This is a genomic window from Halomonas sp. CnH100-B (genome assembly GCF_024124605.1).
Taxonomy (GTDB): Bacteria; Pseudomonadota; Gammaproteobacteria; order Pseudomonadales; family Halomonadaceae; genus Vreelandella.
This window is the reverse complement of record NZ_JAMXRX010000001.1, coordinates 116,382-140,082: the sequence shown is the minus strand read 5'-3', so window position 1 is coordinate 140,082 and position 23,701 is coordinate 116,382. Positions and strand designations below refer to the sequence as shown.

The 23,701-nt window shown below is 58.0% G+C and carries 13 protein-coding genes; 6 read left to right on the top strand and 7 right to left on the bottom strand.

Features of this window, described 5'->3' with window-relative positions; translation table 11 throughout:
- The 4 genes from NH398_RS00535 to rfaH all read left to right on the top strand — a co-directional run bounded on the left by NH398_RS00535 (window position 1) and on the right by rfaH (window position 10,988).
- A complete protein-coding gene (locus NH398_RS00535) occupies window positions 1–1,620 on the top strand; it encodes an LTA synthase family protein (RefSeq protein WP_253015792.1) in 1,620 nt (539 codons plus the stop codon).
- Complete coding sequence (locus NH398_RS00530; protein WP_253015790.1) at window positions 1,617–8,948, top strand: type I polyketide synthase; 7,332 nt, start codon at window positions 1,617–1,619, stop codon at window positions 8,946–8,948. Before NH398_RS00535 ends, NH398_RS00530 begins: the two co-directional genes overlap by 4 nt.
- A complete protein-coding gene (locus tag NH398_RS00525; protein WP_253015788.1) occupies window positions 8,945–10,276 on the top strand; it encodes an aminotransferase class I/II-fold pyridoxal phosphate-dependent enzyme in 1,332 nt (443 codons plus the stop codon). Before NH398_RS00530 ends, NH398_RS00525 begins: the two co-directional genes overlap by 4 nt.
- A 196-nt stretch (window positions 10,277–10,472) precedes the next feature.
- Complete coding sequence (rfaH, locus tag NH398_RS00520) at window positions 10,473–10,988, top strand: transcription/translation regulatory transformer protein RfaH (protein ID WP_253015786.1); 516 nt, start codon at window positions 10,473–10,475, stop codon at window positions 10,986–10,988.
- Window positions 10,989–11,800: 812 nt separating this feature from the next.
- On the opposite strand, the gene NH398_RS00515 is transcribed toward rfaH, so the two are convergent.
- On the bottom strand, window positions 11,801–13,048 hold the full coding sequence (locus NH398_RS00515) for a hypothetical protein (protein WP_253015784.1): 1,248 nt from the start codon (window positions 13,046–13,048) through the stop codon (window positions 11,801–11,803).
- On the bottom strand, window positions 13,048–13,800 hold the full coding sequence (locus tag NH398_RS00510; RefSeq protein ID WP_253015782.1) for a glycosyltransferase family 25 protein: 753 nt from the start codon (window positions 13,798–13,800) through the stop codon (window positions 13,048–13,050). The genes NH398_RS00515 and NH398_RS00510 overlap by 1 nt, the downstream gene beginning before the upstream one ends.
- A gap of 171 nt (window positions 13,801–13,971) precedes the next feature.
- Between NH398_RS00510 and NH398_RS00505 the strand changes: the two genes are divergently transcribed.
- Window positions 13,972–14,481 (top strand): transposase, encoded by a 510-nt coding sequence (locus NH398_RS00505; protein WP_253015780.1) that lies wholly within the window; start codon window positions 13,972–13,974, stop codon window positions 14,479–14,481.
- Window positions 14,482–16,294: 1,813 nt separating this feature from the next.
- Here the strand turns inward: NH398_RS00505 and cysQ are convergent.
- The 4 genes from cysQ to NH398_RS00485 form a co-directional block, all read right to left on the bottom strand.
- Entirely contained in the window at window positions 16,295–17,062 is a 768-nt protein-coding gene (gene cysQ / locus NH398_RS00500) for a 3'(2'),5'-bisphosphate nucleotidase CysQ (protein ID WP_253015778.1), read from the bottom strand.
- A 116-nt stretch (window positions 17,063–17,178) separates the two neighbouring features.
- A complete protein-coding gene (gene cysN / locus NH398_RS00495; protein WP_253015776.1) occupies window positions 17,179–19,083 on the bottom strand; it encodes a sulfate adenylyltransferase subunit CysN in 1,905 nt (634 codons plus the stop codon).
- Window positions 19,083–19,985, bottom strand: a complete 903-nt coding sequence (cysD, locus tag NH398_RS00490) for a sulfate adenylyltransferase subunit CysD (protein WP_054641454.1) — start codon at window positions 19,983–19,985, stop codon at window positions 19,083–19,085. The genes cysN and cysD overlap by 1 nt, the downstream gene beginning before the upstream one ends.
- Window positions 19,986–20,067: 82 nt before the next feature.
- Window positions 20,068–20,835: a helix-turn-helix domain-containing protein gene (locus NH398_RS00485; RefSeq protein WP_253015774.1), complete on the bottom strand. Its 768-nt coding sequence runs from the start codon at window positions 20,833–20,835 to the stop codon at window positions 20,068–20,070.
- A 141-nt stretch (window positions 20,836–20,976) separates the two neighbouring features.
- Here NH398_RS00485 and NH398_RS00480 point away from each other — a divergent pair, with 141 nt between their 5' ends.
- On the top strand, window positions 20,977–22,704 hold the full coding sequence (locus tag NH398_RS00480) for an SLC13 family permease (protein ID WP_253015772.1): 1,728 nt from the start codon (window positions 20,977–20,979) through the stop codon (window positions 22,702–22,704).
- Between the two features lie 73 nt (window positions 22,705–22,777).
- On the opposite strand, the gene NH398_RS00475 is transcribed toward NH398_RS00480, so the two are convergent.
- Window positions 22,778–23,632, bottom strand: coding sequence for a UTP--glucose-1-phosphate uridylyltransferase (locus tag NH398_RS00475; protein ID WP_366070030.1), 855 nt, complete (start codon window positions 23,630–23,632; stop codon window positions 22,778–22,780).
- Window positions 23,633–23,701: the final 69 nt, after the last annotated feature.

Genomic DNA, 23,701 nt, shown 5'->3' with positions numbered 1-23,701 from the left:
ATGCTCTCCAGCCTATTAGTGTCGCTTAGCCTGCCGTTATTGGTGGGGCTATTGGGCAGCTTAGCGTTTGAAGCGCTGCTATCTCCAAGGCCTACTCCCCTCTGGAAGCGCTCCATCGCCGCGAACACCATCCACTTAGGCAGCTGGTTACTGCTGTTTGGGATGTTCACGCTGCTACTTCAGCGCCCCTGGTTTGCCGTGGTCTTTGTGCTTTCACTACAACTGGTAGTGATTCAATCGAGCAATACCAAGTCCAAAACGCTCAACGAGCCGTTTATTTGCCACGACTTTGAGTACTTTTGGGACGCCATTCTGCACCCACGCCTTTATGTTCCCTTTTTTGGCATTGGCCTCGCCATCGCTGCCAGCAGCGCGGGGGCCATCGCCATTGGCAGCTTCCTCTATTTGGAATCATCGCTGATTAGCCAATGGGGCGCTGGGCTCTTTTTGCAAAGCACCGTATTACTCATTGGGCTGGGCGCACTGCTGCTGGGGATTGGGTTACGCTCACTGGCAGCCGTTTCCCTCCAACCCGTGGACGACCTTCACCGTGTTGGGCTACATACTAGCCTTTGGGCCTACGGTGTAGCATTAATGCGTTCGTCACCACCTGATCCCTCGACATCGCCCTACACCGCTGCCAGCCAGCAGGCGGCGGCCGCCCCCCAGGACAGCGCCACGCTACCCAATGTGGTTTTGGTTCAGAGCGAATCATTTTTCGATCCGCGCCCCTGGTGCCCAGAGGTCGCCCCTTCGCTACTACAACACTTCGATATCACCTTTACCGAGGCCGTCGAAAAGGGTGAGTTGAGCGTACCTGCTTGGGGCGCCAATACCGTACGCACCGAGTGCGCGGTGCTCACAGGCCTGACACCCAACGATTGGGGCCCACGGCAATTCAACCCCTACCGCACGCTAAGCCGCCACCCGCTGCCCAGCGTGGCGAGCGCTTTTCGCGCGCAGGGTTACCGCACTATTTGCGTGCACCCTTACCCCGCTACCTTTTACATGCGCGATAAGGTCATTCCGCAGCTAGGCTTTGATACCTTTATCGATATCAGCGCGTTTAGCAGCAGCGATAAGCACGGGCAGTACATTGGCGACCGAGCGGTGGCACGAAAGGTTGGACGCCTGCTGAAAGATGACGATAATAGGCCGCTATTTATTTTTGTGATCACCATGGAAAACCACGGCCCGCTGCATCTGGAAGCGCCCCAACAGGCACGTTTGGCCGATACGCTGCCGAACGCCGCGTGGCCGCTTCCAGGCCATCTGCGGGAGCTCGCCGTTTACTTGCACCATTTAGGTGAAGCTGATCAAATGCTGGCAAGCGTTAAAACAGCGCTAAACGAGAGCACGAGGCCTGGAATACTGGGCTGGTATGGCGACCACGTCCCTATACTGCCCGATGCGTATGGGTACTTCATGCCCCCTACGGGCAGCACCCCATACATGATATGGTCAACGCAACCAACACCGCCTGACCAAATGCCTGCCGAGCAATCGCCGCAGGGAATAGCAGCCAACGAACTTGGCGTCCGGCTATTTAAACAAGTGTTTGGACGCGATATAAGTAACGATGTGATCAAGGCAGAACCAGAACCTCAGGAGCAAGAATGACTAAACGTGTGGCCATCATCGGCGCCGCCCATCGTTTCCCCGGCACCACCCCTGAAACGTTCTGGCAAGACCTGCAAGCCGAAAAAGACCTCGTCACCCAAGTGGCCCCAGATCGCTGGAGCCATGATGCCTTTTGGCACCCTGATAAACGCCACCCTGGCACCAGCGTTACCTTTGCTGCGGGTAGCCTGGGCGATATCAGCGGGTTCGACGCAGAGTTTTTCGGTATTTCCCCACGCGAAGCGGCCAATATGGATCCGCAGCAGCGCATGCTGCTGGAGCTCGCCTGGGAAACCATGGAAAGCGCCGGCATTGTGCCCAGCACTCTGCGTGGCAGCCAGTGCGGCGTTTTCCTGGGCGTCGCCAGTCTTGACTACTCTTACCGTTTAGCCGATGACATGTCGGCTATTGATGCTTCGACCGCCACGGGCAACACCTCGAGCATCGCCTCCAACCGCCTTTCTTATGTGTTTGACTTGCATGGCCCCAGCATGTCGCTGGACACCGCGTGCTCATCCTCCATGGTGGCGTTTCACCAGGCTTGCCAATCCATTCGCAGCGGTGAAACGACCATGGCACTGGCGGGCGGTATCAGCCTGCACTTGCACCCCTACGGCTTTATCATTTTCTCTAAAGCCAGCATGCTCTCGCCCACCGGTCGCTGCCAAGTGTTCGATGAAGCGGGCAACGGCTACGTGCGCTCGGAAGGCGCTGGGATATTCCTGCTCAAAGACTACGACCTAGCCGTTGCCGACGGCGATAACATTCTGGCCGTGGTCGCAGGTTCAGCGGTGAATACCGATGGTCATAAATCGGGTCTGACGGTACCGAACCCCAGCGCCCAAACTGATCTTATGCGCCGCGCCTATGAACAAGCCGGTATCTCCCCCGATGAGATCGACTATTTAGAAGCACACGGCACCGGCACCGCCGTTGGCGACCCGATTGAAACCCGCGCCATTGGCGAGGCGATTGGCAAACATCGTCAAACGCCGCTGCTGATCGGCTCGGTGAAGAGTAACGTTGGCCACCTGGAAACCGCCTCAGGCGTCGCCGGGCTTGCGAAAGCACTGTACAGCCTGCAGCACCGTGAAGTCCCCGCGACCATCGGCATTCGTAAGCTGAACCCTCGCATCAAGTTCGATGAGTGGAACTTGAGTGTTGTCACTAAAGCCCAGCCGCTAAAACCCGAAGGCCGCTTGGTGATTGGCATTAACTCGTTTGGCTTTGGTGGTGCTAACGCCCACGTGATTTTGGAAAGCGCACCGGAAAAAACCGCAGCGCCTCGCCAAACACCGGATGCCCCGCTGCCCATTCGTTTAAGCGCCCGCAGCGAAGCAGCGCTAACGGAAAACGCCCTTGCCCTGTCTAAGCACCTTCAGGAAGCTGGCCAAGGGTTTTACGATATCTCCCATACGCTGTTCCATCACCGAGAGCAGCACAGCCACGGCGCACTCTGCTTCGCCAGCAGTGCAGAAGAAGCAGCCACGGCACTGCGCCAGTTTGCCGAAGGCGAAGCCAGCCAGGTCATGACGCTGGAGCGCCTCGCCAACGCCAGGGGCCCGGTGTTCGTTTATGACGGTAACGGTTGCCAGTGGGAAACCATGGGCCACGACCTACTGGATACCGACGCCGACTTCACTGCTGCCATTGACCGCGTCGATGCCCTGTTCCAGCGCTACGGCAGCTTTTCACTGCGTGACGAATTAGCAGGCCGTAACCAGCTAGAAGGTGAAGAGAGCCGCTTCGTACGCACCGAAATCGCCCAGCCTGCGCTATTTGCTCTGCAAGTGGCGCTCACCGAGTGGTTAAAAGCCCAAGGCATTACCCCTGCTGCCGTATTTGGTCACAGCGTGGGCGAAGTTGCCGCCGCTTGGGCCTCCGGCGCGCTCAGCCTGGAAGATGCGGTCAAAGTCATCTATTACCGCAGCGATTTCCAAGGCAAAACCCGTGGCTTGGGTGAGATGACCGCAGTGGCGATGAGCGCTGAAGAGATCGCCCCTTGGCTTGCCAAACCAGCATTTGGCCGCGTAAGCTTGGCGGGTATAAATAGCCCTAAAGGCATTACCCTAGCAGGCGACCGCGGCCAGCTTAGCGAGCTGGAAGCCGCACTGAGCGCCGAGGGCACCTTTGCCAAGCGGCTGCCGCTGGATTACGCCTTCCACAGCCCCGCCATGGATAGCATCCAGTCAGGCGTGGTTGATGCTCTTGCGGACATCAAGCCCCAAGCCACAGAGATCCCCTATTTCTCTACGGTGACAGGCGCGCTCAGTGAAGGCACGAAACTGGACGCCCACTACTGGTGGCTCAATATTCGCGAGCCAGTGCTGTTCGATAGCGCCGCCACCACATTGATTGAGCAAGGCTACAACGTCTTCGTCGAAGTCGGCGCGCACCCGATTTTGCGCCGCTACCTAAATGAATCGCTGCGCCAGCAAGAGCGCAGCGGCCTAGTGTTCGGCACCATTGAGCGCCACAAGCCTGGGTTAGACGGCTTGAACCGCACGCTCAGCCAGCTGCTACTCAGCGGATTAAGCGTCAACAGCCAGCGCTTCTTCCCGGTAGAGGGCCAGCGCGTCCTGCTGCCCCGCTACTCATGGCAGCGCACTCACCTATGGGTTCAAGGCACCAACGACGGCCAAGGCCTGCTATCACGCTATTACCAACACCCACTGCTGGGTTACCCATTAGCGCAGCAAGAGCACACCTGGGAAAGCCAGCTAGACACCAAGCGGCAGCCCTGGCTTGCCGACCACGTGGTAGGTGAAGGCGCGGTCTTCCCCGGCGCCGGGTTTGTAGAACTCGCGCTTGCCGCCGCGCTGCAGCAGAAAGAGACGCCAGTTCTGGATATCGAAGAGCTGGAAATTCGCGCCCCGCTGCTGCTGGACGGCCCTAACGGCCGCACCATGCGCCTTACCCTAGACCCCGATGATGGTTGCCTGGAGATTCTCTCCCGCGAGCCCGCCACGGGAAGCGAGTGGCAGCTTAATGCCGTGGCGCGCCGCATGCGCGAAAGCCGTGGCTTCCTGCTCAATCGCCAAGCGCCAGCGCTGCCTCAGCGAGACGCCGACTACACCCTGGATGAGCACCTGCACATGGCCGAACGTATCGGCCTGCACTATGGCCCTGCGTTCCAAGCCATTCAACGCGGCTGGATTGAGAGCGATAGCGTCATTGGTGAAATCAAACTCTCCGAGGCGGTGGCTGAACAGTTAGATACGCTGCATGTGCATCCCGGCATTCTGGATAGCGCCTTCCAGATGTTTATTCCGCTGCTGGCACAGCACAGTGAATTTGCCGCCCAGCTCGCCTTTGTACCGGTGCGCGTGGGTCGCATTCAGGTTAATGCCGAGGCAGGCGCGCCAGTGCTGGCCCGTGCGGTGATGGGCAAACGTGCCCCGCACTCCTTCACGGCCGATTTTGAGTTATTTGATGCCCAAGGCCGCGCCGTCGCCGTGCTAAGCCAGACACGCTTCAAGGCCATCCGCCTGAACCGTGCGCATCACCAGCATTTCAGCTATCTGGATGTGGAGCTTACTCCTGCCCCGTTGCAAGCCGCTGCGCTGCCGCTGCCTGCGGACGCCTTGACGCGCTTGATGGGGTTAAGCGATGCCTATATCGCCAGCACCGACCAGCGCTATGCGCAAGAAGTCGCGCCGCTGCTGGATAGCCTGAGCGAAGCCTTTGCACAACAGGGCACCAGCCCCGTTCAAGATGACGAAGCGTCATTGGCACCAGAAACCATTTGGCAGCTACTGGTACAAGATTACCCCGACTACTTCGCGCCCATTCACGCTGTGGGCCGTTTGGGCCTGCACCGTGAACCGCTGCTCAACGGCAGCGATACGCTGGAAAGCCTGGGCATTACTTCCGAGCACTTGGCTGGCATCAACCGGGTACTGATCGGTGAAAATGGCTGGCAAGTACTGGCGCGTGAGCTAGGCGCGCTGATGGACGCCTCGCTGGCCACCCTACCGGATGGACAACGTCTCAATCTGCTGGAAGCAGGCCCCTGTGCGCCCGCGCTAGGCCAGCGCCTGCTAGAGCAGCTTGCCCACGGCGAGCCAGGGGTGAGCGACCGCTATCGCTACCGCGCGCTCACCACCAGCGACACGGCGCGCCACCAAGCGGAACAGCTGCAAGAGCGCTACCCGCTAATGGATATTCAGCCGTTAGACGAAGCGCTACCGGCATTGGCAGCCGCACAAAAAGCGCAGCTTGCCTTTGTAAGTGCGGATGTCACCCAGCCTGAGCGCACACGCCAGCTGATCGACGCCCTGCCCGCTCAACTGGCCCCAGGCGCGCAGATCATGGTGATTGGTCTTCATCCAAGCCGCTGGCTGGACGATCTGCTGGCAACGCCGGGCATTGATCAAGCCGCGCTGGAACAAAGCACACTCATCGAGTGGTTGAGCAGCCAGGGACTGAGCGTCTCCGCGCCTATCGAGTTAGAAGAGAGCGGCGCTTACCTGCTGCACGCGCAACAAACAGAGCGCAACGATGCCAACGTTCAGGCATCCAGCACCCAAACGCTGCTAGTGGCCGAAGCTCAGCAAGAAGCGCTCGCGGCAGCGTTGGCCGAACAGTTAAATAGTCATGCAGGCCACAGCGTATGGCTTCGCATCAGCGATGCAGCGCCGCAAACGCTACTCAACGAAGCGCTTGCCGACATGCCCGAAACACCTGCGGCACTGAACGTGCTTGACCTGCGTGAACTGGGTAGCACGGCCACGACAGCCCAAACCCAACGCTGCTTTGGCGCACAGCAGTGGTCATTGGCGCTAGAAGCCAGCGGCCTGGAAGCTCAAGGCAGTGCCGTGACGCTATGGCTAGCGACTCAAGGCTATCAACGCGCCGATGACGCCGCACTCTGGGGCTTTGGCCGCTCTCTGGCCAACGAAGCCGTGGGCCACAGCGTCACCCTCATTGACCTGCCGGATACTCTCAGCGCCGCCGCGTTAGCCATCGCGGCAGCCTCTATCGCTGAACCGGATAGCGAAAACGAGCTGGTGATTACCCAGGAAGGCACCCGCTTCGCCACGCGCCTACGCACGCTGCCCGCGCCGCATCCGCAAACCGCCGACAGCGAAGCGCCACGCCAAGCCATGACGCTGGGCTTTACCCTGCCCGGCCAACTGCGCCAGCTACAGTGGCGGCCGCGCCAGCTTCCGGAGCTAGGCGCGGATGACGTCGAAGTGCGCGTCAAAGCAACCGGCCTCAACTTCCGCGATGTAATGTACACCCTGGGCCTGCTCTCAGATGAAGCCATCGAAAACGGCTTTGCAGGTCCAACGCTGGGGCTTGAGTTCTCTGGCGAAGTCGTCGCCGTGGGCAGTAACGTGCACCACCTAACACCCGGCCAAGGCGTCGTGGGCTTTGGCCCCGCCAGCTTCAGCGACCGCTTGGTGGCTAGCCAGCACGCCGTGGCTCCGCTGCCCGACGGCGTCAGCTACGCCGCTGCAGCCACCATTCCGACCACGTTCTTTACCGTGTACTACGCGCTGAAGCATCTGGCGCGCCTAGAACCCGGCGAAAAAGTGCTGATTCACGGCGCAGCAGGCGGTGTAGGTATTGCCGCGCTACAAATCGCCCAGTGGATGGGGGCTGAGATTTACGCCACGGTGGGGTCGGAAGAGAAGCGCGACTTCCTACGCCTGATGGGCGAAGAGCGCCTTTACGACTCCCGCTCGCTTACCTTCGCGGAAGAGATCCTCGAAGATACCCAGGGTGAAGGCGTCGATATCGTCCTTAACTCCCTGGCCGGTGAAGCCATCAACCAGAACCTGCGCGCTCTGCGCCCGTTCGGTCGTTTCCTGGAGCTAGGCAAGCGCGACTTCTATGAAAACACCCATATCGGCCTGCGCCCGTTCCGCAACAACCTGAGCTACTTCGGGATCGATTCCGACCAGCTCATGAAGGTGCAGCCCGCCCTCACCCAGCGTCTGTTCGGCGAAATGATGGCGCTGTTCAACGACGGCACACTCAGCCCGCTTCCGTTTACCGCCTTTAGCCACAGCCAAGTCATCGATGCCTTCCGCTACATGCAGCAGGCGCGCCAGATCGGCAAGGTGGTGGTGACTTACGAACAGCCCATTGCCCCGCCACGCCAAGAGCAGCTAGGCACCGCCCGCATGGCATTACCCAGCGATGCCAGTTACTTGGTGACCGGCGGCCTGGGCGGATTTGGTCTGAAAACTGCGCAATGGCTGGTAGATAAAGGCGCGCGGGAGCTGATTCTCCTCAGCCGCAGCGGCCCGGCCAGCGATGAAGCCCAGGCGGCCGTGGCAGCCTTCGAAGCCCAAGGCGTGAAAGTGCTGGCAGCGGCTTGCGACATTACCAACCGCGATGCGCTGGCCAAGGTTTTGGAACGTGCGAAAAGTGAGCTAAGCCCGCTGCGTGGCATCGTGCATGCCGCCACGGTGATCGACGACGGTCTGATTCGCAACCTGGATGCCGAGCGCATTCAAAAAGTGCTCTCACCGAAGATCGACGGCGCCAAACACCTGGAAGCGCTGACAGCCAACGAAGCCCTCGACTTCTTCGTGCTCTATTCATCGGCGACCACGCTGTTTGGTAACCCAGGCCAAGCCAACTATGTGGCCGCTAACCATTGGCTCGAAGCATTTGCGGCTCGCCGCCGTTCGCAAGGCCTACCAGCTACCTGCGTACGCTGGGGCGCGATTGACGACGTTGGTTTCTTGGCGCGTAACACCCGCACCCGTGACGCACTACAAGAGCGCCTGGGCGGATCGGCGCTGCGCTCCGACGATGCACTCAATGTGCTCGAGCAAATGCTGCTGACGCCCGGGCCAAGCCTGGGCGTACTGGAACTGGAGTGGGGAGCCCTTGCGCGCTTCCTGCCCACCTCGAGCGCACCGCGCTTCGATGAGATTGCCCGCGCCAGCGACGACGACGGTAGCCTGGATAGCGATGACGATATCAGCGCGCTGCTGGCGGACCTCTCGCCAGAAGAGCTGCACAGCACGATTACCGAACTACTGCGCGCCGAGCTTGCCAGCATTCTGCTGATCGACGAAGAGAAGATCGACGTGAACCGCTCGGTTTATGACATGGGCTTCGACTCGCTCATGGGGGTCGAGCTGATGACCGCGATCGAGAACCGTCTAGGCGTTCAGGTACCGGTGATGGTGCTCAGCGAAGCGTCTACGCTCGATAAGCTCGCGGGCGTGCTGATTCAAAAACTGCACCAGCACGATGAGGATGTTGAAGAGTCGCCACAAGATGCGTTAGCCTCTCTGGCCGCCCGCCACGGTGCGGATGGCCTTAACAGTGAGCCAGCATCATCCCCTGCGACCGAGACACCATGACCGCCAAGCGTTCTGAGTTAAAACGCCAACTTCTGGAGCAAGCGCGCAAGCGCCCCACCGCCAGAGCCGCCAGTCCCTCTGCCCCCAGCGCCCAAGGCGCGGGGGCAGCCCGTTCTATTCCTGAGCGCTTTACACGCTTTGATGCCCACCCGGGCTATCAACAGCTCATGCTGCTGCGCGAAGGCGCTAAACAGCTTGGCCTGAAAGTGCCCTTCTTCAAGGTACACGACGGCCTTGCCGGGGCGACCAGCGTGATGGATGGCCGCACCTGCATTAACTTCGCCAGCTACAACTACCTGGGCTACTCCGGAGATCCGCGTGTCGTTCAAGCCGCCAGTGATGCAGCCGCCCACTATGGCACCTCTGTCTCAGCCAGCCGTGTGGTCTCAGGGGAGCGCCCTATTCATGGTGAGCTAGAGCGTGCCATTGCCAAGGCCTACGCCGTTGAAGACGCCGTAGCGTTCGTCAGCGGCCACGCAACCAATGTGTCTACCCTTGGCTACCTGCTCGGCCCAAAAGATCTCATTCTGCACGACGAGTACATTCACAACAGCTCGTTAGTGGGCGCACAGCTCTCTGGTGCCAAGCGCATGTCGTTTAGCCACAACGACCCGGACGCCCTGGAAGCGCTGCTCACCCAGCACCGCCACCAGTTCGAGCGTGTGTTGATAGTGATCGAGGGGCTCTACAGCATGGACGGCGACATCCCCGATCTGCCGCGCTTTATCGCCCTCAAACAGCGCCATCAAGCCTGGCTAATGGTCGATGAAGCCCACTCTTTCGGCGTGATGGGAGAAACCGGCCTGGGCCTGCGGGAACACTTTGCGATTGACCCCACCGATGTCGATATCTGGATGGGCACCATGAGCAAGACGCTTTCCGGCTGCGGCGGCTACATTGCTGGCAACACCGCGCTGGTGGAAACGTTGCGCTACTTCGCACCGGGCTTTCTGTACAGCGTCGGCATGCCCGCCCAAGTAGCCGCCCCCTCGCTCAAAGTGCTGGAGCTAATGCCCCAGGAACCCGAGCGCGTCGCCAAACTGCAGGAAATCTCCCGCTACTTCCTAGAGCAAGCCCAAGCCCGTGGCATGGACACAGGCCACAGCATCGGTTCCGCCGTAGTGCCCATTATCGTCGGCAGCTCGCCCCTGGCCGCGCACCTCTCCAACGCGCTGCTGGAGCAAGACATCAACGTTCAGCCCATCCTGTACCCCGCCGTACCGGAAAAAAGCGCCCGCCTGCGCTTTTTCCTCTCTTGCGAACATACCCAAGCACACATCGACGAGACGTTGGACGTGCTTGAAAAGTTGATGGCCAAAGGGATGTGAGTGGTGAGTGGTGAGTGGTGAGTGGTGAGTGGTGAGTGGTGAGTGGTGAGTGGTGAGTGGTGAGTGGCAACACCGTAGCGCGGCGTGACGAATCTTGCGAGGCACGAGCAAATGAGGCACCCGCGAGGGCGGCGATAGCCGCCTGGAAGGTGGCACGTTAACCTAGGGAGCCACCGGGCAATAGGAAAGGTAGTCAATGGTAGTAGAAACAACCGAGACCAGCACTGCCCACTGGTACGTCATTCAGTGCAAAGGGAGTGAATCCTTTCGCGCGGCGGAGCATCTTTCGAACCAAGGTTACGAGGTGTTTCATCCAGTGTTGGATGTAAAACGCAAACGCCAAGGGAAGCTCACCACCGTCACTGAGCCGCTGTTCCCCTACTACCTGTTTATTCGATTAGACCAGGTCGTCAGCAACTGGCGTCCCATTCGCTCTACCCGGGGCGTACTGCGCCTACTCACCTTCGGCAACACTCCCATCGCCGTGCCCGACGCGCTTGTAGAGACCTTACGCGCCCAACCCCACCGCCAAGAAGGTAGCCACAGCTACTTCACTGCCGGAGAAAAAGTCACCATCACCGACGGCCCCTTCAAAGACCTAGAAGCCATCTTCACCCGCTGTAAGGGTGAAGAGCGCGCCATCGTGTTGCTGAACGTCCTCCAACGGCCTCAGCAGGTAGAGCTACCGGTTGAAAGCTTGGAAAAGCGGTGAAGAGCGAATAGCCACACGAAACGAATGTTGTGCCCCACAATGTGGCACCCCGTAGCGCGGCGTAACGAATCTTGCGAGGCACGAGCAAATGAGGCACCCGCGGAGGCGGCGATAGCCGCCTGGATATGGCCACCGTGCAGCATCACACCTCAGTGCCAACTTCGGCACTCCTAACGGAGTGCTTCGCGGGTGCGCTATCGCTTACACCGCGCTACAGGTGCCCACTTAAGTGCACTGGAGCCACGTAGCGCGGCGTAACGAATGAGCGAGAGCAACGAGCGAAAGAGGCACCCGCGGAGGCGGCGATCAGCCGCCTGGATAGGGCCACCGTGCAGCATCACACCTCAGTGCCAACTTCGGCACTCCTAACGGAGTGCTTCGCGGGTGCGCTATCGCTTACACCGCGCTACGGGTGCCCACTTAAGTGCAATGGAGCCACGTAGCGCGGCGTAACGAAAGAGCGAGAGCAACGAGCGAAAGAGGCACCCGCGGGGGCGGCGCTAGCCGCCTGGATAGGGCCACCGTGCAGCATCACACCTCGGTGCCAACTTCGGCACTCCTAACGGAGTGCTTCGCGGGTGCGCTATCGCTTACACCGCGCTACAGGTGCCCGCTTAAGTGCCTGGAGCCACGTAGCGCGGCGTAACGAAAGAGCGAGAGCAACGAGCGAAAGAGGCACCCGCGGGGGCGGCGCTAGCCGCCTGATTTAACCACCGTGAATCATCATCGCCCCCTTGGCACCGCTTACGCTGCGCTTCGGGGACCCTCACCTTGATGGAAGCCCCCGACACGGTGCTACGAACTCTGAAAGGCTAGCGGATGGTCGCAAAATAGCGCTGCACCATCCTCCGATACCAAAACAGCCGTAAGATGTTGATCACACCAAGTACAAAAGGCACCGCGTAAATAATAAATACCCACTCCTGGGCTTGCGGCATTAAGCGCACGATGCCAAACACCAGCAATACGAATAAAAAAACCACCATATTGAAGGCAAGTGAAAGGCGCTCATAGCCACAAAAATTAATCAGCACCGATTCAATAACACCCAACTGCCCAGTAGCGACGTTAAACGCAAAAGCCGCAACAAAAAACAGCACCAACCAAGTATCGTTCACCGCACCAGACATATAAAAATACACGATAATCGTCAGCGACAGCGCAGGAACCAAAGCGGCTACCAAGGTATAGATTTTTTTACGAAGCGGCACCACGACCGAACGCGCATAATCACGCGCCATGACCATTCTAGAAAGCGCAGCGGCACGATTGTTGATCAACCCTCTCGGTAAAGCCGACATGGCACTGAAGACCGCCGCACACAGCGATGCCACAATGGCGACATCGTTTCCACCGAGCGCGATAAACAGCGAGGGCAAAATGAAACCGACGCCACTACTCGCCGCGTTGGAAAAACCAACCACCAAACTCGACACTAAATCGCTGGGCGCGATGAACAGCGTGTCATCAGAGACACGCGTGTTGCCCTCTTTGAAAACCAATACACCCACAAACATGACGAAGGCCAACGCGTATGAGATCGATAATACGTTCAACAACTGATCTGCATGGAGCGGCCCTTCAATAAAGAACATCAGCAGCATCATGGCGATAAACAGGCACCCAATGACGCCATCGTAAAAAAACAGCCCCCAAAATTGGCGCTTAAAGACTAAATAATTACGAAAAACCTGATATACCGACGTCATCAGGATCAGTGTAAACACGTCTAGCCAATGCGGGACAGGAACGGCCAGAGACGCCACCAGTAACGCAAAGGCCGACACTCCCCCGCCTACCACCACACACGATGCCCCGTACCGCAGCAGTATCGCCAAGCGCTCATCCTCGGCCATACGCTTCATCAAAATAGTGGAAAACCCCACCCCCGACACCATGACAAAAAAGGCTGCCAAGGTGTACTGAGTGGAAAAAAACACCACGCTGTCAGGGACTAAAAAGAAACCAGCCACACCCAGTACAAAAATACGAAAACCACCAGGCGTGGCCGCCGTCATAAAGGGCAGCAGTCTTTCTAATGAACGACGAAAGGGCATCATCAATCGTCCTTCCTAGATTGAAGGTGGCGGAGGCATCCTCGCAGTACGCGCGCCATGAAAAAGATCTTACGACGCGAAGGTGTTTGGCGGTCTCCCTCTAACGAACTTTCGATATTGATGAAATCTTCCCACACCAATAACGGCCTCACTTCCTGTACCTTAACGCCCTTACTTTCAAAGTGCGGCCAGTCATCCAACACACAGCGAATCGTGGTAGAAGCCTCTAACAATCTAGTTGCCCCAGCAGGTGTCACAACGTACCCCACCGCACCAGAGGGCCACGTTTTGAAGCCGCGCCCGAGCTTAAAGGCCCCTATTGGACTCCAACGCTTTAAGGGTTCAAGAAAGTGATACAGCGTTTTCCGGCGGTGATCTTTTTTAGAGTGGCCTAACAAAACAACATCGAACGGGGCATTCGTGTCTGACAAACGATCTAAAAATGCTGGGAGTTCTCGTTCGATAAGCGCATCGTCCTCAAAAATGACGCAAGGCTTCCCGGCATCCACCACTTGCTGCCAGATTCTTCGATGGCTTACAAAGCAGCTCACCTCGCCTTTCGTGAGCATCCGGCCATATCGCCCTTGAATCGCATCGCTATCGATGGGCAGATCGGCATGCTCGCTTTTCTCCAGGACCGTGGCATCAATGTACTGAAACGACATACCCAACTGAGACATTTGGCGCTCGATAGAGGCAATCCTTGTTTCGTCTCTCATGGTCAACACATAAACGCCAAACTGCTCAATGCTCACACGTCTGCTCCTTGGATCAATAAGGCTCCCATCATATGAGGGAATGTCATGCCATATTGTCCCTTACCCTACGCCAGCATGGCTACTCAGCATTGGCAGCGTGGCTGTAAAGATGCATCGTCTTCTCATCGACGGTAGGCTATTGGCATCAATCACTGCAAGGAAGCAGCCATGGCGACCTACCGACGCGCCCATATCCCAGGCGGCACCTACTTTTTCACCGTGGTGACTTATGGTCGTAAACCGCTGTTATCGGAACGTTTAAATATAGATACACTTGGCCGAGCATTTCGTCGAGTGCGTGACGAACAACCGTTTCAAATGGATGCCTTTGTTCTCCTTCCCGACCACCTGCACTGTATTTGGACACTCCCCGAAGGAGATGCGGATTACTCTTCCCGATGGAGAGACGTCAAAAAATATGCGTCTCAAGAATTTTTGTTTCCCCCCGGCAGCCAACATGCCTGGCAGCGCGGTTTTTGGGAACACGTAATTCGCGACGAAAACGACTGGCAACGCCACATGGATTACATCCACTACAACCCGGTGAAGCACGGCTGGGCGCAATCCCCCCGCGAATGGCAATGGTCCAGCTTTCACCAATGCGTTAAAAAAGGATGGTACGCGCCAGACTGGGGCACGCAAGACATACCCGAAGTGGTCGACATGAACTGGGAGTAATCCTCCGCCTTCCTGGCTATCGCATGCGCGATAATGGTGCCCCACTCGAGCGCCGTAATGCCACGTAGCGCGGCGTAACGAATGAGCGAGAGCAACGAGCAAATGAGGCACCCGCGAAGGCGGCGGGCAGCCGCCTGGGTTAGGCCACCGTGAATGATCACAACTCAGTGCCAAGATCGGCACTCCTAGCGGAGTGCTTCGCGGGTGCGCTCCGCTTACACCGCGCTACGGGTTCTCACCTCAAGTGCCGTGATACTTATCGACACTGGGCAACTGCACATACCCGTAGCGCGGCGTAACGAATCTTGCGAGGCACGAGCAAATGAGGCACCCGCGAAGGCGGCGGGCAGCCGCCTGGGTTAGGCCGCCGTGAATGATCACAACTCAGTGCCAAGATTGGCACTCCTAGCGGAGTGCTTCGCGGGTGCGCTCCGCTTACGCCGTGCTACGGGTTCTCACCTCAAGTGCCGTGACACCTATCAACATGGAGCAATTGCACATACCCGTAGCGCGGCGTAACGAATCTTGCGAGGCACGAGCAAATGAAGCACCCGCCAGGGCGGCGATAGCCGCCTGGATGATGCCAACGCAAATCATCACACCACAGTGCCACCATCGGCACTCCTGGCGGAGTGCTTCGCGGGTGCGCTCCGCTTACACCGCGCTACGGGTTCTCACCTCAAGTGCCGCGATACCTATCAACACAGAGCAACTGCACATACTCGTATCGCGGCGTAACGAATGAGCGAGAGCAACGAGCGAATGAGGCACCCGCGAAGGCGGCGGGCAGCCGCCTGATCAAGCCACCGTGAATCATCAAACCTCGGTGCCACCCTCGGCACTCCTAACGGAGTGCTTCGCGGGTGCGCTCCGCTTACACCGCGCTACGGGTGCTCACCTCAAGTGCCGTAAAACCTATCAAAACGGTGCAACTGCACATACCCGTAGCGCGGCGTAACGAATGAGCGAGAGCAACGAGCGAATGAGGCACCCGCGAAGGCGGCGGGCAGCCGCCTGATCAAGCCACCGTGAATCATCAAACCTCGGTGCCACCCTCGGCACTCCTAACGGAGTGCTTCGCAGGTGCGCTCCGCTTACACCGCGCTACGGGTGCCCACCTCAAGTGCCGTAAAACCTATCAAAACGGTGCAACTGCACATACCCGTAGCGCGGCGTAACGAATGAGCGAGAGCAACGAGCGAATGAGGCACCCGCGAAGGCGGCGAGTAGCCTCCTGATCCAGCCACCGTGAATCATCACGTCACAGTGTCACCATCGGCACTCCTAGCGGAGTGCTTCGCGGGTGCGCTCCGCTTACACCGCGCTACGGGTGCTCACCTCAAGTGCCGTAAAACCTATCAAAACGGTGCAACTGCACATACCCGTAGCGCGGCGTAACGAATGAGCGAGAGCAACGAGCGAATGAGGCACCCACGAAGGCGGCGAGTAGCCGCCTGATCCAGCCACCGTGAATCATCACGTCACAGTGTCACCATCGGCACTCCTAGCGGAGTGCTTCGCGGGTGCGCTCCGCTTACACCGCGCTACGGGTTCTCACCTCAAGTGCCGTGATACCTATCGACACTGGGCAACTGCACATACCCGTAGCGCGGCGTAACGAATGAGCGAGAGCAACGAGCAAATGAGGCACCCGCGAAGGCGGCGGGCAGCCGCCTGATCAAGCCACCGTGAATCATCACACCACCGTGCCACCTTCGGCACTCCTAGCGGAGTGCTTCGCGGGTGCGCTATCGCTTACACCGCGCTACGGGTGCCTACCTCAAGTGCGGTGGCACCTATCAATACGGGTAATTTAGTGGCCCCACACCACAAAGTAGGGGTTTAGCTTTTCAGCGGGGTTGGCATAGCTGAGCGGTTCGCCTTCCAAGGTCTCGACGCGTCCGCCTGCATAGCGCACGACCGCATGAGCGGCGCCAGTGTCCCAAAGGCAGGTGGGGCCTAAGCGTGGGTACGCATCGGCTTTGCCTTCGGCAATCAGGCAAAGCTTGAGTGAGCTACCCATGGGGAGCATTTCGTGTTCGCCTAATTTATCCAGCCACGCCGCTAAATCTGGGCTGGGGTGAGAGCGACTGCCTACAACGCGCCAGGTTGCGCCTTCAGCAGGCTGTCCAGCCACTTGAATGGCATGACGTTGGCCGTCTTTCTCCACCTTAAACGCACCTACGCCTTCAGCCGCCACGTAAGCCGTCCCCAACGCTGGGGCAGTGACCACACCGAGCACGGGTACGCCGTTTTCGATCAGCGCAATGTTGACGGTGAACTCACCGTTACGCTTGATGAACTCTTTGGTGCCATCCAAGGGGTCGACCAGCCAATAACGTCCATCGGCATTCACGCCCGCAAACCCTTCCATGTCCTCTTCGGAGAGAATCGGCAGGCGAACCGGCAGCGACTGAAGGCCCCGCACGATGACGTGATGAGCCGCTTGATCCGCCTCGGTCAGTGGGCTTTTATCCTCTTTCTCTTCGACGCTGAAGTCACGGGCATAGACCTTCATGATGGCATCGCCCGCCTCGCGTGCAATGCGCTCTACCGCCTCCAGCAGTGTTTGATCGATCATCGTATCCATCCTTTACATTCGACAAAAAACCGCCAACAACCCAGGGATGCTAAGTCGTTGGCGGTATGACGACAGAGACTGACTCCAACCCCTATCGCGACGTCAACTGCGCGTCGTTAGCTGATCAAGCCACGCTCACGTAGCGCCTCGATCACCGCATCGGCAGCTTCCTCAGCGTTCATCTCGGCCGTTTTCAGGTGAACGTCAGGTGCTTGAGGTGCTTCATAGGCGGAATCGATCCCCGTAAAGTTCTTCAATTCGCCACGGCGCGCCTTTTTGTAGAGGCCTTTTGGATCACGCGCTTCCACCACGTCCAACGGCGCATCGACATAAATCTCAATGAATTCACCCTCTTCCAACAGATCACGGGCCAACTGCCGCTCGCTGCGGAACGGTGAAATGAACGCCGACATGACGATCAGGCCCGCATCGACCATCAGCTTGGCGGTTTCCGCCACCCGGCGCACGTTCTCGACCCGGTCGGCATCGGTGAACCCCAGGTCACGGTTCAAGCCATGGCGGACGTTATCGCCATCCAGCAAATAAGTATGCTGGCCGTTACCAAACAGCTTCTTTTCCACCAAGTTGGCAATGGTCGACTTACCCGCGCCAGACAACCCTGTGAACCATAGCACCGCAGGCTTTTGACCTTTGGCTAGCGCGCGTGCTTGCTTGTCGATATCCACGTGCTGCATATGAATGTTCTGGCTGCGGCGTAGCGCAAAGTGCAGCATGCCAGCGCCGACCGTATTGTTCGTCATACGGTCAATGAGGATGAAACCACCGGTATCCTGGTTCTCTTTATACGCATCAAACGCGACGGCGCGGTTCAAGCTAATCGTACACACGCCAATCCCATTTAAGTCCAGCTGCTTACCCGCCGTGTGCTCAAGCGTATTGACGTTTACCTGATACTTGATATCGGTCACGGTAGCGGTGACCGTTTGCGTACCCAGTTTCATCAAGTAAGGACGGCCCGGCAGCAGCGGCGCCTCATGCATCCATACCAGCGTGGTTTCGAACTGGTCGGCCGTGTGTGCCGGCTGGTCGACGCCAGAAATGATGTCCCCACGGGAAATATCGATCTCGTCATCGAGCAGCAGCGTGATGGATTGCCCGGCGACCGCTTCCTCCAAATCGCCATCGAACGTATAGATGCGCGAGACGGTGCTGGTTTTACCTGAGGGCTGTACACGAATAGGATCACCAGGACGAACGACGCCGCTGGCGATCATACCGGTAAAACCCCGGAAATCGAGATTCGGGCGGTTGACCCACTGCACGGGCATTCGGAACGGTGAACGCTGCAGGCGCTCGTCGTCTACCTCGACGGTCTCCAGGTAGCCCATCAGCGTGGTGCCGTGATACCACGGCATCTTCGCGCTGTGCTCGATGACGTTATCGCCCTTCAATGCCGACATCGGAATGAAGGTGATGTTTTCAAGCCCCAACTGCTTGGCGAACGCGCGGTACTCCTCGACGATTTGGTCGTAACGCGCTTTCGAGTAATCCACCAAATCCATTTTATTGATGGCGACGATAATGTGTCGCATACCCATCAACGACATCAAAAAGCTGTGGCGGCGGGTTTGGGTCAGAATGCCGTGGCGAGCATCCACCATCAGAATCGCCGCATCGGCCGTAGACGCCCCGGTCACCATGTTGCGGGTGTACTGCTCGTGCCCTGGCGTATCCGCGACGATGAATTTGCGTTTCTCGGTGGAGAAGAAGCGGTACGCCACATCGATGGTAATACCCTGTTCGCGCTCAGCGGCCAGACCATCGACCAACAGTGCAAAGTCCATCTCACCGCCTTGCGTTCCGTACTTCTTGGAATCGGCTTCGATGGCAGCCAGCTGGTCTTCGAACAGCAGCTTGGATTCGAACAGCAAACGGCCAATCAGGGTACTTTTGCCATCGTCCACGCTTCCACAAGTGATGAAGCGCAACAAACCTTTATGCTCGTGGGACTTCAGGTAGCCCTCGATATCTTCAGCAATCAGATCGGATGAGTGCGACATTAGAAGTACCCCTCTTGCTTCTTCTTCTCCATGGACGCCGCGCTGTCATGGTCGATCACACGGCCCTGGCGCTCGGATGTTTTGGTCAACAGCATCTCTTGAATGATCGCGGGTAGCGTGTCGGCTTCCGACTCCACGGCACCGGTCAGCGGGTAGCAGCCTAAGGTACGGAAACGTACCTTCCGCATCATGGGCACTTCACCCGGCTCCAACGGCATGCGGTCATCATCAACCATGATCAGCGCGCCATCACGCTCCACCACCGGACGCTCGGCAGCGTAATAAAGCGGAACGATGGGAATGTTCTGCAGGTGGATGTACTGCCAAATATCCAGCTCGGTCCAGTTCGAGAGCGGGAAGACACGAATGGACTCTTTAGGGTGCTTGCGCGTGTTGTAGAGCTTCCACAGTTCCGGCCGCTGATTTTTCGGATCCCAGCGGTGCTGCGCGGTGCGAAAAGAGAACACACGTTCTTTGGCACGGGACTTCTCTTCATCGCGCCGTGCCCCGCCAAACGCTGCATCGAAGCCGTACTTGTCCAACGCTTGCTTCAAACCTTCGGTTTTCATCACATCGGTATGAATGGCTGAACCGTGAGTGAAGGGGTTGATGTCTTTCTCCACCCCTTCCGGATTGATATGCACGATCAATTCCATGCCGATTTCTTCGGCCATCTTGTCGCGGAACTCGTACATCGCCTGGAATTTCCAGCGGGTATCGACGTGCAGCAGCGGGAAAGGAGGCGGCGAGGGGGCAAAGGCCTTACGCGCCAAATGCAGCATCACCGCTGAATCCTTACCGACGGAGTAGAGCATCACCGGGTTTTCGGTCTCGGCGACCACTTCGCGCATGATCTGGATGCTTTCCGCTTCCAGCCGCTGTAAATGGGTGAGTGATGTCATCATCTTTCCCAACGTTGTGTGAAAAAACCGTTTTCAAGTGGCCGCTCGCGGCACTGCCTTAAAAACCTATGGATAAAAAGCCTTAGCGGTGTTCCAAACCGATATCTGCCGGTACCGCCACGACCGTTAACGTCGTTTGGCGGTCGAGCCACTCGGTGAGCGTTTGGCTCGCCGAGAACAGCGCGCCGTGAAATACCACGGCGGCAGGCCGAGGCAGCGATGCCCATACCGCCTGATAATCGAACGCGGCCGGCGGACGCTCGTAACAGCGCATGTAGAGCTTTCCGCGTGCCCCGTGCAGGTACACTTGATAGAGCGCCCGCTGCGCATGCGCCACACGTCGTACGCCGCCCTGCCAGCGCTGCTCGGCGCCCGGGTAGAGAGAGAACGTCGGGGCGACCGTTTTCTCGAACCACCGCCCTGCACGGGTGCGCTTTTTAGCTAGCGCATTCAGCTCCCAGGGGGCATGCTGCAACCCTTCGGTTTCCCACCAGTGCTCGATGGCACGCTGGGTGAGCTTTAGCCCTAAACGCCCATTCACCAAGTCCGCCAGCGCGGCGCTACTCCAGCCCGGCATGCCTTGAGGTGGTGCACCATAAAGCGCCTCCCAAAGTACGGTCTGCGCGGCAGCGCCCAACGTATTGCCCTGCCCCTTCGTCCGCCCACGCGGCTTCACGGGTACGGCGGCCCATCCCCCTTCGCGAAAGGCCTTCCACGCCGCCGAAACCGTCGGCGCAGACAACCCTGTGCGTTGGCTGGCCACCGCTACCGTATGGCCATCCAAACGTAGCCGAACGGCTTTTTTACGCCGCTCATTAAGAGCTTCAGGCGACAAATGTTTAGCGCTCAATTAATGCCATAACCTTATGTTTTAAATATAAAAAAATAAGAAAACTTATCGCGATTCATGGCAATGATTAGACACCATCATAAAAGCCTGCGTAAAATCCAGCAAGCACGCGGTTGGCTTCACGATTGCTAAGGACTCCACATGACCCCCTGGGCCGTACTGTTATCCATTACCTTATTATTAGTTTTATTGATTAGCGGAAAGGTCAAACCTGCCATCGCGTTTGTGTCACTGGCCGCTGGTTACTTGCTGGTGGGATTCATCGATACGAGCACGCTACTCGTACAGTACACCAATCCAGCACTGGCTACGTTGCTGTTGCTCTTGCTGGTATCGCTGGCGCTGGAGCGCTCGCCACTGCTCGACTGGCTGTCTAAGCATTTACTCAAGGGCCACCCAAAATTGGCGACAGCGCGGCTGATGGGCAGCACTGCCGTGCTATCGGCTTTTTTGAATAACACTGCCGTCGTTGCCGCCTTTCTAGGGGCCATTACGCGCCAGCAAGGCATTGCCCCTTCACGGCTACTGATCCCACTTTCTTACGCGTCGATTCTTGGCGGCATTACGACGCTGGTGGGCACCTCGACGAACCTCGTGGTGAACTCTTTTCATCTGAACGCCAGCGGCAGCGAACTGGGCATGTTTCAGTTTAGCCTGGTGGGCATCCCGGTTGCCTTGATCACCCTAGCCGTTCTGCTATGGCGTGCCAACGCGCTCCCCCACCACCGCCCGGAAGACACGGAAGAGAAACTTTCGTATTTCTTGGCCGCCGATGTGGAAACTGAATCCCCCATGATTGGCAAAAGCATCGAGCAGAACGGGCTACGCAGCTTGGATGGCCTCTACCTATTGGAAATAGAGCGTCAAGGCAGGCTGATCAGCCCCGTGGCCCCCGATGAACAGCTACAGGCTGACGACACGCTGGTGTTCACCGGTGAAGTCAGTAAAGTGCAGGCACTGCAACGCTTTCCTGGCCTCAACCTGTTTGGGCACCAAGCAGACAACTTGCTCGCCACCAATCTGGTCGAAGTGGTGATCTCACATGAGTCGGAATTAGCGGGTAAGACACTTCAAGGCGTCGATTTTCGCAGTATGTTTAGCGCAGGTGTGGTGGGTATTCGTCGCGGAGACAAACGCTTAGAGGGGCAATTAGGTAAAATCCCTCTTCGGGTAGGCGACTGCTTATTATTGGCCGTCAGCGCGGATTTTCGTCAGCATCGCAACTTAGACCGAAACTTCCATCTGCTAAGCGGCAGCTTTACGCGACCACAACTCAACCGCAAGGAGAGCCTGATCACCTTGGGTGGTTTTGCGGCCGTCATTTCTTTGGCGGCGGCTAACTGGCTGCCGCTGTTTCACGGTTTACTGATTCTGCTAGGCGCGCTACTACTGCTGAAAGTGATCAGCATGGCCGAACTGCGCAGGCGTTTTCCTTTCGAGCTATGGCTCATCATTGGCTCTGCCCTGGCCATCGCCCAGGCACTGGAAAATTCCGGAGCGGCGGCATTGCTCGCCGATGGCATGCAGACCATATTCAGCGGTTATGGCATTTATGCCGCCTTTATCGGCTGCTATTTATTGACGTTACTGCTCACGGAAACGGTTACCAACAACGCCGCCGCTGCGCTGGCCTTTCCCATTGCCTGGAGCACGGCACACGCGTTTGGGGCGGATCCACTACCCTTTGTCATGGCCGTTGCCTACGGTGCGAGTGCTTGCTTCCTGATTCCGTTTGGCTACCAAACACATTTGATGGTGTATTCACCGGGGCGCTACAAAATCACCGACTTCCTTAAGATCGGTTTACCCGTTAGCCTCACTTACTCGGCAGCGGTGCTGCTAATTACGCCGCTCGTCTTTCCGTTTTGAGTGGTGGCTGGATTCTTATAAAAAAAGCCGCTGCAGCGAGAGCTGAGCGGCTTTTGTGATGCTTGGAGATGCGTTATACGTCGTAGCCCGCTTCACGGGCGAGCGTGGTGTTGGCTTGCAGCCAACCTTCGATGTGCCCGCAATCGAAGGTGCGGCCATGCATGCGAAACGCCTGCACGGTTTGCCCTTCCTGCATCAAGCGATCGATGGCATCGGTTAGCTGAATTTCGTTGCCCGCGCCCGGCGGCTGGTCGCGTAGCAGCTCCATGATGCGGTACGGCAGCACATAACGGCCAATCACCGAAAGCCGTGACGGCGCGTCTTCCGGTTGGGGCTTTTCCACCACCCCGCGCATGGTGGCGCTCTCCCCCGCTGCTGGCTCGTCGCAGTCCACAATACCGTAACGATAAACGTCTTCTTGCGGCACCGCTTCTACCATGATTTGCGACGCATCGGAGGCTTCCCAGCGCTCGACCATGCTGCCCAAATCACACGCGCTACTGCCTACCTGCGGCTTTACCAGCACGTCCGGCAGGATCACCGCGAACGGCTCGTCTTTGTCTAACAGGTGAGAAGCACAGTAAATGGCATGGCCTAGCCCTTTCGCATTGGGCTGACGAACGCTGGTCACTTTCAGCTTTTTAGGGGAAATGGCCGAAAGCGTTTCCAACAGCGCATTTTTACCCTTGCTGGCCAGGGAGTGTTCGAGTTCGAAGTGGGCATCGAAGTGGTCTTCAATCGCCGACTTGCCCGCACGCGTGACCAAAATGATTTCGTTGATGCCCGCGGCCAGCGCTTCTTCCACTACGTGTTGAATCAACGGGCGATCCACCACCGGCACCATCTCTTTAGGAATCGCCTTGCTGATCGGCAGCAGGCGGGTGCCAAAACCCGCCACCGGAATAATCGCTTTGCGTACTTGAGTCATCATTAACGTCCTTTTACGAAACGTGCTTTCCAGCGTGAAGTATCCACCATCGAACCACGCTAAACGGCA

What these genes read in the sequence shown, in the direction of transcription:
- NH398_RS00535 (WP_253015792.1), top strand. Translation starts at nt 1, where the DNA reads ATGCTCTCCAGCCTATTAGTGTCGCTTAGCCTGCCGTTATTGGTGGGG.
- NH398_RS00530 (WP_253015790.1), top strand. Translation starts at nt 1,617, where the DNA reads ATGACTAAACGTGTGGCCATCATCGGCGCCGCCCATCGTTTCCCCGGC.
- NH398_RS00525 (WP_253015788.1), top strand. Translation starts at nt 8,945, where the DNA reads ATGACCGCCAAGCGTTCTGAGTTAAAACGCCAACTTCTGGAGCAAGCG.
- rfaH (WP_253015786.1), top strand. Translation starts at nt 10,473, where the DNA reads ATGGTAGTAGAAACAACCGAGACCAGCACTGCCCACTGGTACGTCATT.
- NH398_RS00515 (WP_253015784.1), bottom strand. Translation starts at nt 13,048, where the DNA reads ATGATGCCCTTTCGTCGTTCATTAGAAAGACTGCTGCCCTTTATGACG.
- NH398_RS00505 (WP_253015780.1), top strand. Translation starts at nt 13,972, where the DNA reads ATGGCGACCTACCGACGCGCCCATATCCCAGGCGGCACCTACTTTTTC.
- cysQ (WP_253015778.1), bottom strand. Translation starts at nt 17,062, where the DNA reads ATGATCGATCAAACACTGCTGGAGGCGGTAGAGCGCATTGCACGCGAG.
- cysN (WP_253015776.1), bottom strand. Translation starts at nt 19,083, where the DNA reads ATGTCGCACTCATCCGATCTGATTGCTGAAGATATCGAGGGCTACCTG.
- cysD (WP_054641454.1), bottom strand. Translation starts at nt 19,985, where the DNA reads ATGACATCACTCACCCATTTACAGCGGCTGGAAGCGGAAAGCATCCAG.
- NH398_RS00480 (WP_253015772.1), top strand. Translation starts at nt 20,977, where the DNA reads ATGACCCCCTGGGCCGTACTGTTATCCATTACCTTATTATTAGTTTTA.
- NH398_RS00475 (WP_366070030.1), bottom strand. Translation starts at nt 23,632, where the DNA reads ATGACTCAAGTACGCAAAGCGATTATTCCGGTGGCGGGTTTTGGCACC.